This is a genomic window from Xanthomonas sp. NCPPB 3218, from assembly GCF_056725185.1.
The window spans coordinates 740947-754282 of record NZ_CM161516.1 but is presented as its reverse complement, the minus strand read 5'-3'; the positions used below and the strand labels follow the sequence as shown (position 1 = coordinate 754282).

Sequence of the window (13336 nt, the reverse complement as noted above, 5' to 3'; positions counted from 1 at the left end):
CAGTGGCCTTTATCGCAGCGCCGTGCAGCCACAGACGTCAAGGCCCCGCAGTGCGGGGCCTTGATGAGGTCTACGCTGGATGTCTTGGCTGGTACGCGCGCTCAGCCGCTGCGCGTCTGCTGCCGCTTCACCGCATAGCCGATCGCCAGGATCAGGAACCACACCGGGCTGGCCAGCAAGGCCTGGCGTGTGTCGGCCTGCAAGGTCAGCAGCACGATGACGAAGGCGAAGAACGCCAGGCACACGTAGCACATCAACACGCCACCGGGCATCTTGAACGCCGAGGCCGCGTGCTGCTCGGGCCGCTTGCGCCGGTACGCGATGTAGGCGCACAGGATCAGCGACCACACGAACATGAAGAGCACCGCCGACAAGGTGGTGACCAGCGTGAACGCAGTGACCAGGTTGGGGATCAGGTACACCAGCATCGCGCCCAGCAATAGGCATAGGCAGGAGAACAGCAGGCCACGTGCCGGCACCGCTGCACGCGAGAGCTTGGCAAAACCCTTGGGCGCTTGCTGCTCCTCGGCCAGGCCGTAGAGCATGCGGCTGGTGGAGAAGATGCCGCTGTTGGCCGACGAGGTGGCCGAGGTCAGCACCACGAAGTTGATCAGGCTCGCCGCCGCCGGCACGCCGGCCAGCACGAACAGCTCCACGAACGGGCTCTTGTCGGCCACCACCTGCCGCCACGGCGTCACCGCCATGATCGCGATCAGCGCCAGCACATAGAAAATCAAAATGCGCACCGGGATCGAGTTGATCGCCTTGGGCAGGTTGCGGCGCGGGTCTGCGGTTTCCGCAGCGGTGGTGCCGACCAGCTCGATGCCGACGAAGGCGAACACCGCGATCTGGAATCCGGCAAAGAAGCCGCCAATACCCATCGGGAACATGCCACCGTCGTTCCACAGGTTCGACAGCGAGGCCACATTGCCCGACGGCGAGCGGAAGCCCCAGGCCACCAGCCCGGCGCCGGTGAGGATCAAGGCGCAGATGGCGATGATCTTGATCAGCGCGAACCAGAACTCCATCTCGCCGAACAACCTGACCGTCACCAGGTTCAGGCTCAGCAGCAACAGCACGCACAGGATGGCCGGAATCCACGGCGCCAATCCGGGAAACCAGAACTGCGCATAGGCGGCGATCGCGATGACGTCGGCGATGGCGGTGATGATCCAGCAGAACCAGTACGTCCACCCGCAGAAAAACCCGGCCCACGGCCCGAGCAGATCGGTGGAGAAGTCGATGAACGACTTGTACTCTAGGTTGGACAGCAGCAGCTCGCCCATCGCGCGCATCACGAAGAACAGCATCGCGCCGATGATCAGATAGACGAACAGGATCGACGGGCCAGCCAGGCTGATCGTCTTGCCCGAGCCCATGAACAGCCCGGTGCCGATCGCGCCACCGATGGCGATCAGCTGCAGGTGGCGATTGGAGAGACTGCGTTGCAGATGATCGGGCGCGGACGGATCGGACATGGGGCACGGCACCGGCAAGTGAACAAGCCGTCAAAAATACGAGATCGCGGCAGCGCGCACCAGCGGTTTACACAGCGGCGCCGGGTAGGCCGCAGCGTGCGCCGGCGAATGGTGGTTGGCTTGCCCCATCGTGGTGCGCCGCTTATCCACGCGTTCGTGGCTGCCCTGATCGAGGAAGCGCAGCCATCGGTAACGCGCGCAACGCGGCGCTGGAGCAGTCCCCCTCTGCCGCATGCACGTTGCAGCGCTGTCTGCTCTCGCGACACACAGGCACATGCACTGCCAGGGCACGAGCACAGCCGGTCGACCACGTCCGCAGCATGCCTGCCGTTACGTCCGTCACCCGCGCAGCGCAACATGGCCACCGCTGGTCGGCGATGCATCAAGTACATACCGCCGACAGCGGCGGCGCATCAAGCATCCCGCACAAACCGCGACCCCCGTTGCATTGCGGCCGCTTGCCTGCCGCGGCTCCCACACTCCTGCCCGCTTCCTTGACCCGGCGCACGGACCGCAGATGACCATCGCTGGTCTCCTGCGCGGGCCATCCCTCAGGACACTCCCATGCGCTCTCATGCTCATCTGCTGCTTGGCCTGGCCTTGCTGACTCCCGTGACCGCACTGGCCGTGCAGGTCGATGCACGCGGACACCTCACCGATGCGCGCGGCCAGGCGCTGCAGGTACGCGGCGTGACCTGGCCCGGCTTTGATCGCGCAGCGCTTGCGGCCACCGGACTGCGCAGCAATACGCTGCAGCAACTGCTGGATCAGATGCAGGGGTCGGACATCAATACCGTGCGCGTGCCGATTTGCGCGGCGACCCTGCAAGTCAGGCCGGTGGCCGCCGCCGAGGTAGCCGGCGACCCCGCGCTGGCTGGCCTCACTTCCCTGCAGTTGCTCGACGCCGTGGTGCGCGCCAGCACCCAGCGTGGCATGCAGGTGCTGCTCGCCTTTGCCGATGGCGCTTGCGACGACGCATCGCCGCAGCTGGGCACGCAGCACGACGCCTGGATGGAGGGCCTGGGCCTGCTCGCGCGCCGCTACGGCAGCACCGCGGGCGTGCTCGGGATCGACCTGGGCAGCAGCGGCTACCGCAATGCCAACTGGGCGGGCAATGCGGCAGACGCCGACTGGAACCGCATCGCCGCGCGAGCAGCGGCCGCGGTGCTGAAGCAGGCGCCGGCCTGGATGATCGGTGTGGAAGGCGTGGGCAACGACGCGCTCTGCAGCGACTCCGCACGCAAGGCCGCCGGCAGCAATCTGCAGCCGCTCGCCTGCGTGCCGCTGCGCATTCCGCCCGCACATCTGCTGCTGATGCCGAAGCTGGCCGGGCCGGATCGCGACGCGGCGGACGCGTTTGCAGCGGCCGACTTTCCGCGCAGCCTGCCGGCGAGCTGGCAGCGCGACTTCGGACAGTTCTCGGCCGATCACGCGGTGCTGCCGGTCAGCCTGGGCGGCGGCCTGGGCGATGGCGATCCACGCGACCGGGCATGGCAACACGCATTGAGCGGGTATCTGCGCAACACCGGCATGCGCAGCGCCGTGCTCGGCAGTTGGGAGGTGGGCAATGCCAACAACGGTGGCTTGCTCGCCAGTGATGGCAACCCGCGTGCCGACAAGCTGCAGGTCCTGCATCAGGCCTGGGGGCTGACGAGCGCCAGCGCCACCATGCCATCGGCAAAGACCGCCGCTGCCGCGGATGCCAGCAAGGCCACCGGCTGGAACAGCAGCTTCACCGGCACCGCGACCTACACCGGCTCCGGCTATTCCGGCGGGGCGGTGCTGCTGGATCCGATTCCGAGCAATGCCTTCATCACCGCGCTCAACCCAACCCAGATGAACTTCGGCGGGGTCAGGGCCGCACTGGCCGGCGCCTATCTGGAAGTGACCGGGCCCAAGGGCAAGACCGTCGTCTACGTCACCGACCTGTACCCGGAGGGCGCATCGGGCGGCCTGGATCTATCGCCCAACGCGTTCGCGGCGATCGGCGACACCGTGCAGGGGCGCATCCCGATCAGCTGGAAGATCGTGCGCGCACCCACCACCGGCAACGTGCAATACCGCATCAAGGAAGGCAGCTCGCGCTGGTGGGCCGCGATCCAGGTGCGCAATCACGCCTACCCGGTGGTCAAATTCGAAGTGAAACAGGGCAGCAGCTGGAAGAGCCTGCAAAAGATGGACTACAACCACTTCCTCGGCGAGCAGCTCGGCAACCAGCCCTTGTCCATTCGCATCACCGATATCCGCGGCAAGGCCATCCTGGATACGATCCCCGCGCTACCCGAAGACGGCAACAAGCCGGTGTACTTCGAACCCGGGCATGTGCAGTTTCCTTGACGAGGGCATCGCGCCCTCGACCATCCGGCTTTGGAGCATCCAACGGTGCTGAAAGAATCTCAGTGCCGGCCGCGCATACCCGGTGGCTACTCAATTGCTTGGTTAACCGCTCTTACCCACCCGCATCAACCACCCGCAAGCCCGCCACCGACGCGACCAGGCAACGCCTGATCGTCGTCTTCTTCCAGATCGCCCACCTCCTCGCGCAAACCGCCTTGCTGCGGGGTCTGCTCTTCCAGCGGGATCTGGTCTTCATTGGTATCCGGATCGGGCGTGCCGTGTGCCGACAGCCCGGCAATGGCGGTGGTCATCGGACGCGCAGTGCGTGGATTGAGCTGCATGAGGTGACTCCGATCGGTTCGAATGAAGCACCGACATTGCGTATCGCAGCGCTACCGCACCGTGATCCCGGGCAGGATCGTGCTGACATGCCGTTGACGTCGGCCACATCGCATTGGCCACGACTATCATGGCCGCATCTTTCCGAGGCCGCGCCATGCGCCATCGCATCTGCCTTGCGTTCCTGCTCAGCTGCGGCCTTGCGCACGCAGCCGCGCCCGAGCCTGCCTCACGCCTGGATGCGGTGCTGCAGTCCGGCGTGCTGCGGGTCTGCACCACCGGCGACTATCGCCCTTACTCGCTGTTGCGTGCCGACGGGCAGTTCGAGGGCAGCGATATCGCCCTGGCGCAGTCGCTGGCCGGCAGCCTGGACGCGCGCGTGGCGTTCGTCCGCACCAGTTGGCCGCAACTGATGCCCGACCTGCTCGCCGACCGCTGCGACATCGCGGTCGGCGGCATTTCGGTCACCTTGCAACGGCAACGCCAGGCCAATTTCAGTGCGGTGCTGGATGTGGACGGCAAGATTCCGCTGGTGCGCTGCGCCGACCAGGCGCGTTACCGCAGCCTCGCGCAACTCAATCGCCCCGAGGTGCGCGTGATCGAACCGCCCGGCGGCACCAACGAGGCCTTCGCGCGCCGCCAATTGCCGCGCGCGCACCTGCGCCTGTTCGCCGACAACACCACCATCTTCCAGGAGCTGCTGCAGCAGCGCGCGGACGTGATGATCACCGACGCCTCCGAAGCGCTCCACCAGCAGGCACGCCTGCCCGGCCTGTGCGCAATCGCACCGGAGCAGCCGCTGCAATACGGCGAAAAAGCCTTCCTGCTACCGCGCAACGACCAGCCCTGGAAAGCGTACGTCGACCAGTGGCTGCACCTGAGCAAGGCCAGCGGCGAGTACGCGCGCATCGTTGAAGCCTGGCGCGCACCGCGCAAGGGATCCACTGCGCCCCCGTAAAAACCGGGATTGGGGAGTCGGGATTCGGGATTGGCAGCGGCAAGTGACACCAGCGACAACACGCTTTGACGCCGTTACCAATCCCCAATCCCGACTCCCCAATCCCCGCCCTCACACAATCTTCGTCCGCCGCCACCACCGCGACACCTGCTCCTCGCGGATCAGCGTGAACAGGCCTGCGCCCAGAATCAGTGCGATGCCGACCGCCATCGGCCAGTCCAGGTGGTCGTGGAACAGCAGGTAGCCGAAGGCGATCGCCCACAGCATCTGGCTGTATTGGGTGGGCGCAACCACGCTCACCGGCGCCATGCGCGTGGCATACATCAGGCAGATCGCTGCCAGGCCGGCAAGCAGGCCGTAGCCGGCCAACAGCCCCCACTGATACAGCGTGGGCCAGACGAAGGTCGGCAACATCATGATCCCGCCCATCACCAACGGGCCGATCACCCCGGCACCGTACAAGGTCAGGCGTTTTTCGCTATGCCCGGCCATGCGCAGCGTGATGACCGAGATCGCACCGACCAGGCCGCATACGATCGCGGCCACATGCCCATGGGTGAGATGGCGAAAGCCCGGGCGCAGCACGATCAACACGCCGATGAAGCCGACGATCACCGCCGACCAGCGCCGCCAGTGCACTTCTTCCTTGAGAAACACCACCGACAGCACGGTGACGAAGATCGGCATCAGGAAGATCAGCGCAAACGCCTCGGCCATCGGCAAGGTGGTGAACGCAATCACCGAGGTCAGGTTGCCGATGGCACCGGTGAGCGCACGCAACAGCCACAGGCTGGGTTGCTTGGCCATTACCAGTTCGCGCAGCCGGTCGTCGGGCTTCTTCAAAAATGGCACGGCCACCAGCATCAGCAGTGCACCGAGAAACAGCACTTCGTAGACCGGCAGCGTGCCTTCCAGCAGCTTCACGAACGCATCGCTGATCGAATAGGCCGCATAACAGGCAAACCCCAACAACACACCCTTCAGCATTGCCGATCCTCCACGGTTGGCGCCAATCGGACAACATGTCGACGGGGGCAGTGCGCAGTATGCGGTGCGGCGTGCGTCAGAGGAATCGGCGCATGCATCTGGGCACGACGCTGCTGCAACGCCACCGGCACACCATTGCAGATACCGCCGCTGCACCGCCGCGCTATCGTGCCGACGCTGCACTGGATGCGCATGCGTGATGGGGTCGGTTACGATGCCAGTCCATCCCTCGCACCCGCCCGCAACGCGCGTGACGCGTGCCCACCCAGACCAGCGACTCGTGCCCCACTACTCCGGCCCACTACTCATTTCCTCCGATGCCCAGGCGCTGCTTGCCGCGCGCGGCAGTGGTCTGACCCAATGGACCGGCTCGCTGGACCTGGGCCGCAGTACCGGCACCGCCCAGCTGGATGCGCAGACCTGGCAGTGGCGCGGCAGGGGCTACCCGTATCCGGGCAAGTTCAAGGAGCGCACGCTGTACTTCTGGGACGGTGATGATTTCGCCCCGATCTCGCGTTTCAGCGGTGCGCTGATCAAGCTCGTTCCCACCGAATGGGGTGCGCCCACCTTCGAGATCGATGGCATCAAGATGCTGCCGTCGGCGCAGCTGTCGCCGTTCGACGATGCGCGCCGCAAGGTGGCGCTGGTCGACCCGCGCGGCAAGATCGTGCTGGATACCTGCGGGGGGCTGGGCTACTTTGCTGCCTGCTGCCTGGAGGCCGGGGTGGCGCAGCTGCGCTCGTTCGAAAAGAATGCCGACGTGCTGTGGTTGCGCACGCTCAATCCCTGGTCGCCGGACCCGGACGATGCCGCCTACGGCGGACGCCTGCAGCTGACCCACGCCGATATCTCGCAGCACATCGCCACGCTGGCAGACGATTCGGTCGATGCCATCCTGCACGACCCGCCGCGCTTCGGCATTGCCGGCGAACTGTATTCGCAGCTGTTCTACAACCAGCTGGCGCGGGTGTTGCGGCGTGGCGGGCGCCTGTTCCATTACACCGGCGCGCCCAACCGGCTCACCAGCGGGCGCGATGTGCCCAACGAAGTGAGCAAACGCCTGAGCAAGGCCGGCTTCAGCACGCAACTGGCGCTGGATGGTGTGCTGGCGACGCTGCCGGCACGTCGCTGATTGCAGGATGTTTGCCGCAACCGAAAACGCGCCGCCAGTCGCGGCCAACTGGATGTCGGCGCTGCACGCCAAGCCGCAATGCAGCAGACAGATGCCGTCCCGGGCATTGACCGCCTCCGTCTGACTGGAGTGCGGCCGGTGTGCCAGCCACGCCTGACCAGCAAACGGATCTGCGATACTGCAGCGCCCACGACAAGGACGTTGCATGCGCATCCGCTTTCCGACCTGGTTGCTCGCCGCGCTGTTGGTGATGACCGGCGCACACGCGCAGACCGCGCCACAGACGTCGCCGCCGCCGCAGCCCATGTCCGAAGTCACCACCCGCCATCCGGTGACCACTGCGGTCCTTGCCGGGCGTACGATTCGTTTGGGCGAACACGCCGGCAAGTGCGCAATCCTGCGCGATGACGAAGTGCTCCCGCTAGGCATCGGCGCACCGTGCTACTTCAGCACCAATCGCCAACACGGCGCCCAGGTGCACCACTTCCACGGCAGCGACATCGTGCTGGTGCAACACGCCCACCCCACCTCTGCGCCGGACTGGGATATCAAGCTGTACGGGGCGATCTGCGCGTTCGAAGCGCAGGCCGTGCGCGAAGTCGATGGCGTGCTGGAACCCGGCAGCGTCGCCACTTCCTGGCACTGCGACCCGACCATGGGAGCCGATCAGAAGCAGTTCGTCTACAGCTACGACACCTGGCCCAAGCGCGAGACCCAGCCGCCATCACGCAAGCAAAAGCAGACACAGCCCTGATGGCCGCATGATGCGCAGGCATCGATCGGCGCAGACGGTTGCCACGACCGTGTGACCCGACGGCTGATCAACACCGTGTACTCAACAGCGGCTTGCCGCACGCCTGCGCAGCCGCGTCGTCGTCGACAGCGCGGCACCGCAGTTGCGCATGCTGTGCAACCACCGCGCAGGTCATCGCCTGCCGCGTCGGTACGTCGTCCAGGCAACGTAGGTGAACCAGGCGATGATCGCCAACGGCACACTGGTCAGCAACGCATCCCAGCCGACGGCGATCCAGAACCGCTGCGGGTCTGCATCCGCGTAGAAGATTCTGGTCGGCCGGCCGCGGATAACGCTGATATAGCGCCCCGTGACGATCGCCTCCAGCACCAGCCACAGCCGCATGCAACAGGCGATCGCCACGACAGCGGCTCCCCCGCCGATGATCCATTCGTGGATCCGGGATGCTGCGGGAGCTGGCGCAGGTGGCGGTGATTTGGGCCGCTTTTTTTTCACGCAGGCATCGGTTCGATGGTGGCGGCGCAGTGTACGCGCAGCGCAACCGGCCAACGCAATCCCTCGCACGCATGCAGCACCTGGTGGTCGCGCAACGAGCGCATGCCACGCACCTGCCGGCTGCACGCGGCCGCTATACTGATGGCGCAGCGCACTCGCTCAGAGTGAATGGAATGCTCCACGCTGCATTCGTCTCAGGGAAGATGGCCAGCAACAATGCAACATGGATTGTCCGGGCGCTTCCTTGGGCTTTTTGCCGTCTTCGCCATGCAGTGGCGACAACGGCCTCGTACCAAGGATCTTTCGCTTTGAAGACGTTCACCACTTTCCTGCTTGTCTCTCTCAGTCTGCTGCTGTCCGCCTGCGGTGGAGGTACCACCACCGGCGCCTCCAAGCTCTCCTCCAGCGACTACCTGCTGCACAACATCTCGGTCTGGAATGGCGCGGTCACCATCATCGACCCATGGGTGTCGGGCGATCGCGGGCAGAGCCTGGTGGCCGATGCCATCGCGCACAAGCCACTGGACAGCTACAAGACCGCACTGGGCAGCCAGCGCAAGGCACTGGCCGCCAACGCGCAGGCCAATACCGCCATGGCCGCGGGCGTGCCCGACAACGCCAAGGACCTGGACGGCAAGCTGTCGGCCTACCTCAAGCGTGCCGACGCGATGATGGCCGCGCTCGAACGCGTGGCGGCCCTGCCCAACGGCTACGGCAACGCCGAGCTGGCGCCGTTGGCCAAGGATCTGGAGACCGTGTCCACCCAGCTCAACACCGATATGGAAGCGCTGAATACCGCGCAGCACGCGTACGCCAAGCAGCACAAGATTGCGATGCAGGAAGTCAGCCAGTAAGCAGCGCAGCCACGATCTCCCCTGCAGGCCGGCATGGTCTGCAGGGTTGATCGCAACACGCCGCTCAGTTGCTCAGACCGAACATCAGCGAGCGATGCGTTGCCACGCCGGCCATTGCGCCGCTGGCAACCGCAAACGCGATCGATGCCGCCGGATTGGCCACATCACCGCAGGCAGCGATGCCCGGCACCGAAGTGGCCTGCATGGCATCCACCGCGACATGACGGCCCAGCGGCCCATCGCTGGTGCTGCAGCCCAGCGATGCGACCAAGGCACTGAGTTCGGTCTGGGTGGTGATGAACAGGCCATCCAGCGCGCAGACCTGCCCATCGCGTAACACCAGCTCCAGCACGTCGCCATCGCCTTGCAGCGCCGCCACTGCGCCGCCCACCACGTGCACGCCACGTGCCTGCAAGTGCGCGTGCTGCGCCTCGTCCAGCACCACCGCGTCGTTCAAGAACAGCTGTGTTGCACCCCAGTCCGGCAGCATGGCCGCCTGATGCACCGCAAAGGCGGAGGTGGCAAGCACGCCGATGCGGCCCTGGCCCAGCTCATAGCCGTGACAGTACGGGCAGGCGAACACCTGCGTGCCCCAGCGCTCTGCCAGGCCGGCCAGCGGCGGCAGACGATCGACCACCCCCATCGCCAAAACAACGCGACGCGCGGTATGCGTGGAGCCATCGGCCAGCGTCACCTCGAAGGCTTCCGCCTCGCCGCATAGCCGTGTCACCCGGCCGTCGGCCCACTGCACGCTCGGATAGGCCAGCAGCTGTGCGCGTCCGGTCTCGGCAATCTGCGCAGGCGATGCACCGTCGCGGCTGAGAAACCCGTGCGAGGTGGTGGCAAAGCGATTGCGGCGCTGGCCGCTATCGATCACCAGGACCGTACGCCGGGCACGCGCCAGCTGCAGCCCGGCCGACAGCCCGGCATAGCTGCCGCCAATGATGATCACGTCGTGCTGCATGTCCGCTCCCGGTTGAAATCCGCTTTATGTACTTTTCGATGTTACATGAAAAGACCGGCGATTCAACCGCGCTGTGCTGACGTGGCTACCCGCTCGATGGTTGAAGGATTGCGTGTGCGACCGAGGGGTGATGCGCTGCCCGCTGTCGCGATTGTCGTGATCGGCTGCGATTCGCGTCATCGCCTGAGAGCAGTGGGCAGTGCGGCGTGGCGATGCTGCGCGGGTGCGCACATACACGCCACGCCAGGAGCCGACAGCGTCCTGGCGACTGCGCCTGGCTAAGCGCGCCTTGTCTGCGATCGATGCCGACCAGCTTCCGCAAAGCGCATGCGTATGCCGCACGGGACTGCAAGCACAGGCACACCGCGCGCCTGCCATCCCGGCTGCACGCCATGTACAACGGCGTATGCAACAGCTGGCGTGCGTCAGCGCCTGCGTTTGCCTGTCGACGGACCGGCAGGCAGCGAGGCTGCCGTGCATAGCGCATCGAACTCGTCCGCCAGCGTTGCCAGCGTCACCGTGCCCAGGCGCTGCAGCAACACGGTTTGCGCCTCGGCCAGCGCGTCGGCGATGGCTGCGTTGACCACACGCTCCACGCCACATTGCGGGTTGGGGTGATCGGCGCCGATCGCAAACAGATGCGGGCCGCCCACTGCACGGTGCACGTCCAGCAATGTCACCTGGGTCAGGTCGCACGCGATATGCCAGCCACCGTTGTGGCCCTTGCTCGACTGCACGTAGCCGGCAGCACGCAATCCGGCCATGGTCCGACGCACCACCACCGCATTGGTCGACAGCATGCCGGCGATCTGCTCGGAGGTCATCGGCTGCTGGCTTCTGGCCATGTGCAACAGCACATGCAGCATGCGGGAAAGGCGGCTATCGGTTCGCACGCGGTCTCGGTTCGCTCAATCGACGGAAGGCAACGTGGCAGCGCCACCGCACGATTGTGCCGCAGCCCCGCGCAGATGTCGCAGCCGGCGCCGCGCAGCCGCGCAGCCGCGCAGCCGCGCATGCGGCAGTCAAACCACCGCCCATTGATCGCGCCCGGCGGTCTTGGCGGCGTACAGCGCAAGATCGGCCTGCCCCAGCAGCACATCCAGGCCGCTCCCCGCAGTGACGCTCACCGCGCCCATGCAGAAGCGCACCGGCTGGTTGGCGGGCAGGCCGGCGATCTCGATCGCGGCCACCGCGTTGCGCAGCCGTGCGAACACCGCCGGAATCTCCTCTGCGCTGCAGCCCGGCAGCACCAGCAGGAATTCTTCGCCGCCCAGCCGGCCCAGCCGATCCTGCGTGCGCAGCGCCAGCCTGGAGGCGCTGGCAAGCGCCTTGAGCACGGCATCGCCGGCGGCGTGGCCATGCATGTCGTTGATCAGCTTGAAGTGGTCCAGATCGATCAATGCCAGCATGCACGGGACCTGCGAGCGCACCGCCTGCTCGACCTGCTGCTGCGCCTCGGCGCGAATGGCGCGGCGATTGGGCAGGCCGGTGAGTTCGTCGCGCATCGCCAGCCGCGAGAGTTGCCGCCGATGGCGCGCACCGAAGGCCAGCACCACCAGCGCGCCCAGCAACAGCAGGCAGGCCGCGCAGAGCGCAATCCACAAGGCGCGTTGCCCGGCTTCGCGGGCCTGCAACGCCAGTTGCGCGGTCTCGCTGCGGCGGCGCAGCTCGGCGGTTTCCGCGCCACGGCGTGCATCTTCGTAACGCGCCTGCAGGCGCAGCATCACGGTGTCGCGCTGGCGATCCAGGCTCTGCGCGCGCAGCGTGTTGGCGCGCTGCAGTTCCTGGTAGGCCTCGGCATGCCGCCCCTCCGCTGCCAGTGCCTGGGCGATGGCATCGAGCAGTCGCGCGCGCCGCACCAACGGCAGATTGGGGTCGTCCGCTGCCCGGGCCGCGATGATCTCCATGCCGAGGCTGCCGGACTTGAGCGCGGTCAATGCCTGCAACAACACCGCATGGCAGGCGGCCACGCGGCCGACATTGCCCTGGCGTTGCATCAACGGCAGCGCCTCGCGCGCCATTGCCAGTGCTGCAGCGGCATCGCCGGCGTCGATCAGCACCTCGCTGGCGCTGGTCAATGCCGCGGCCACGCCGGCCTGATCGCCCAGCTCGCGGCTGAGCGCCAGCGCGCGCCTGAAATGCAGCAGCGACGCGTCCGGCTGCTGCGCTGCCAGCGAGGTGCCGTATTCGTATTCGATCAGGCTGCGCTGGAAGCGTGCCGGCTGGCCGCGCAGGCGCGCCAGGGCGCGCAGCAGATAGTCTTCGGCGTCGTTGTCTTCTGCCGAACGACCACCTACCCGGCTGGCCAGCGAGCCGAGCTGGGTCAGGGCATCCAGCTCCAGGCTCAAGCTGTGTTCGCGCACTGCGCACTGGTAGCTGGCCTGCGCCGCGTTCCAGGCCTCGTCGCTGCTGCCGGAGGCGAGCATGCTCCACATGTCGACCGCTTCGATCTCGCACAGCAGATCGTTGCGCCCCAGCGCGCGCGCCTGCTGACGCAGCGCTTCCAGCCGCGCCAGCATGCCGCGGTTGGGGCTCTCGCGCACATCGCTGAGCGCCTGCACGATCGCCAGCCACAGCTGCGCCTGCGCCGCGTTGCCACGCACCCGTTCCAGCAGCGCATGCGCCTGGGCCAGGGCTGCCTGGCGGCGCTCGGTCTCTTCCAGCGAAATCAGCACGCGCGCCTGCGCCAGCGAGGCCCAGAACTGCGCATCGGCGTCGCCATCGCTGCGGGCACGCTCGAACGCGGCCTGGGCGGCCTGCAGGGCGGCCCTGGGGTCGTCGATCGCGGCGGTCTCGATGCTCTTCCACGGCTGCGGCTGCGCCCACAGCATCGCGCTGAACAGCATTGCAGCCATCCCCACGGCCATGCGCCGCCAGCGTGGCGTCGCACTGCTCATCGACACCTCACGGCGACGATGAGCCACACCGCATGGCTGCCGTGCACAGCAAGCGCCGCCCGGCCCGCATCGGGTTTGCTGGTTGCTGCGGCACTCGAGCTCTCCCATGGTTGGCTGGCAGTGGAATCGGGGCGATGTCGG

General features: G+C 66.6%; 12 protein-coding genes. 5 read left to right on the top strand and 7 right to left on the bottom strand.

Features of this window, described 5'->3' with window-relative positions:
* Positions 1 to 101 precede the first annotated feature (101 nt).
* Entirely contained in the window at positions 102 to 1478 is a 1377-nt protein-coding gene (gene cycA / locus AC1PLS_RS03310) for a D-serine/D-alanine/glycine transporter (RefSeq protein WP_166771669.1), read from the bottom strand.
* A gap of 564 nt (positions 1479 to 2042) precedes the next feature.
* Between cycA and AC1PLS_RS03305 the strand changes: the two genes are divergently transcribed.
* Positions 2043 to 3815 (top strand): expansin EXLX1 family cellulose-binding protein, encoded by a 1773-nt coding sequence (locus AC1PLS_RS03305; RefSeq protein ID WP_184432211.1) that lies wholly within the window; start codon positions 2043 to 2045, stop codon positions 3813 to 3815.
* 125 nt (positions 3816 to 3940) lie between these two features.
* Here the strand turns inward: AC1PLS_RS03305 and AC1PLS_RS03300 are convergent, their stop codons facing one another.
* Positions 3941 to 4156: a hypothetical protein gene (locus AC1PLS_RS03300; RefSeq protein ID WP_102255604.1), complete on the bottom strand. Its 216-nt coding sequence runs from the start codon at positions 4154 to 4156 to the stop codon at positions 3941 to 3943.
* A gap of 155 nt (positions 4157 to 4311) precedes the next feature.
* Between AC1PLS_RS03300 and AC1PLS_RS03295 the strand changes: the two genes are divergently transcribed.
* Entirely contained in the window at positions 4312 to 5112 is an 801-nt protein-coding gene (locus AC1PLS_RS03295) for a transporter substrate-binding domain-containing protein (RefSeq protein ID WP_184432213.1), read from the top strand.
* Positions 5113 to 5223: 111 nt separating this feature from the next.
* Here AC1PLS_RS03295 and AC1PLS_RS03290 read toward each other — a convergent pair whose 3' ends face one another.
* Positions 5224 to 6099 (bottom strand): DMT family transporter, encoded by an 876-nt coding sequence (locus tag AC1PLS_RS03290; protein ID WP_016902964.1) that lies wholly within the window; start codon positions 6097 to 6099, stop codon positions 5224 to 5226.
* Positions 6100 to 6313: 214 nt separating this feature from the next.
* Here AC1PLS_RS03290 and AC1PLS_RS03285 point away from each other — a divergent pair, with 214 nt between their 5' ends.
* Positions 6314 to 7231, top strand: a complete 918-nt coding sequence (locus AC1PLS_RS03285; RefSeq protein ID WP_439654991.1) for a class I SAM-dependent methyltransferase — start codon at positions 6314 to 6316, stop codon at positions 7229 to 7231.
* Between the two features lie 205 nt (positions 7232 to 7436).
* Positions 7437 to 7985 (top strand): hypothetical protein, encoded by a 549-nt coding sequence (locus AC1PLS_RS03280; RefSeq protein ID WP_260300055.1) that lies wholly within the window; start codon positions 7437 to 7439, stop codon positions 7983 to 7985.
* 171 nt (positions 7986 to 8156) lie between these two features.
* Here AC1PLS_RS03280 and AC1PLS_RS03275 read toward each other — a convergent pair whose 3' ends face one another.
* Positions 8157 to 8369, bottom strand: a complete 213-nt coding sequence (locus AC1PLS_RS03275; RefSeq protein ID WP_102255606.1) for a hypothetical protein — start codon at positions 8367 to 8369, stop codon at positions 8157 to 8159.
* Positions 8370 to 8788: 419 nt separating this feature from the next.
* On the opposite strand from AC1PLS_RS03275, the gene AC1PLS_RS03270 reads away from it, so the two are divergent.
* The gene (locus tag AC1PLS_RS03270) at positions 8789 to 9334 is read left to right on the top strand and encodes a hypothetical protein (RefSeq protein ID WP_184432217.1); all 546 of its coding nucleotides are present in this window, start codon (positions 8789 to 8791) and stop codon (positions 9332 to 9334) included.
* 64 nt (positions 9335 to 9398) lie between these two features.
* Here AC1PLS_RS03270 and AC1PLS_RS03265 read toward each other — a convergent pair whose 3' ends face one another.
* From AC1PLS_RS03265 to AC1PLS_RS03255, 3 genes are all read right to left on the bottom strand, one after another.
* Entirely contained in the window at positions 9399 to 10298 is a 900-nt protein-coding gene (locus AC1PLS_RS03265) for an NAD(P)/FAD-dependent oxidoreductase (protein WP_184432219.1), read from the bottom strand.
* A 425-nt stretch (positions 10299 to 10723) separates the two neighbouring features.
* The gene (locus AC1PLS_RS03260; protein WP_221190818.1) at positions 10724 to 11164 is read right to left on the bottom strand and encodes an Rrf2 family transcriptional regulator; all 441 of its coding nucleotides are present in this window, start codon (positions 11162 to 11164) and stop codon (positions 10724 to 10726) included.
* A 156-nt stretch (positions 11165 to 11320) separates the two neighbouring features.
* Positions 11321 to 13195, bottom strand: coding sequence for a GGDEF domain-containing protein (locus tag AC1PLS_RS03255; protein WP_184432221.1), 1875 nt, complete (start codon positions 13193 to 13195; stop codon positions 11321 to 11323).
* Positions 13196 to 13336: the final 141 nt, after the last annotated feature.

What these genes read in the sequence shown, in the direction of transcription:
- cycA (WP_166771669.1), bottom strand. Translation starts at nt 1,478, where the DNA reads ATGTCCGATCCGTCCGCGCCCGATCATCTGCAACGCAGTCTCTCCAAT.
- AC1PLS_RS03305 (WP_184432211.1), top strand. Translation starts at nt 2,043, where the DNA reads ATGCGCTCTCATGCTCATCTGCTGCTTGGCCTGGCCTTGCTGACTCCC.
- AC1PLS_RS03300 (WP_102255604.1), bottom strand. Translation starts at nt 4,156, where the DNA reads ATGCAGCTCAATCCACGCACTGCGCGTCCGATGACCACCGCCATTGCC.
- AC1PLS_RS03295 (WP_184432213.1), top strand. Translation starts at nt 4,312, where the DNA reads ATGCGCCATCGCATCTGCCTTGCGTTCCTGCTCAGCTGCGGCCTTGCG.
- AC1PLS_RS03290 (WP_016902964.1), bottom strand. Translation starts at nt 6,099, where the DNA reads ATGCTGAAGGGTGTGTTGTTGGGGTTTGCCTGTTATGCGGCCTATTCG.
- AC1PLS_RS03285 (WP_439654991.1), top strand. Translation starts at nt 6,314, where the DNA reads ATGCCAGTCCATCCCTCGCACCCGCCCGCAACGCGCGTGACGCGTGCC.
- AC1PLS_RS03280 (WP_260300055.1), top strand. Translation starts at nt 7,437, where the DNA reads ATGCGCATCCGCTTTCCGACCTGGTTGCTCGCCGCGCTGTTGGTGATG.
- AC1PLS_RS03275 (WP_102255606.1), bottom strand. Translation starts at nt 8,369, where the DNA reads ATGCGGCTGTGGCTGGTGCTGGAGGCGATCGTCACGGGGCGCTATATC.
- AC1PLS_RS03265 (WP_184432219.1), bottom strand. Translation starts at nt 10,298, where the DNA reads ATGCAGCACGACGTGATCATCATTGGCGGCAGCTATGCCGGGCTGTCG.
- AC1PLS_RS03260 (WP_221190818.1), bottom strand. Translation starts at nt 11,164, where the DNA reads ATGCTGCATGTGCTGTTGCACATGGCCAGAAGCCAGCAGCCGATGACC.
- AC1PLS_RS03255 (WP_184432221.1), bottom strand. Translation starts at nt 13,195, where the DNA reads ATGAGCAGTGCGACGCCACGCTGGCGGCGCATGGCCGTGGGGATGGCT.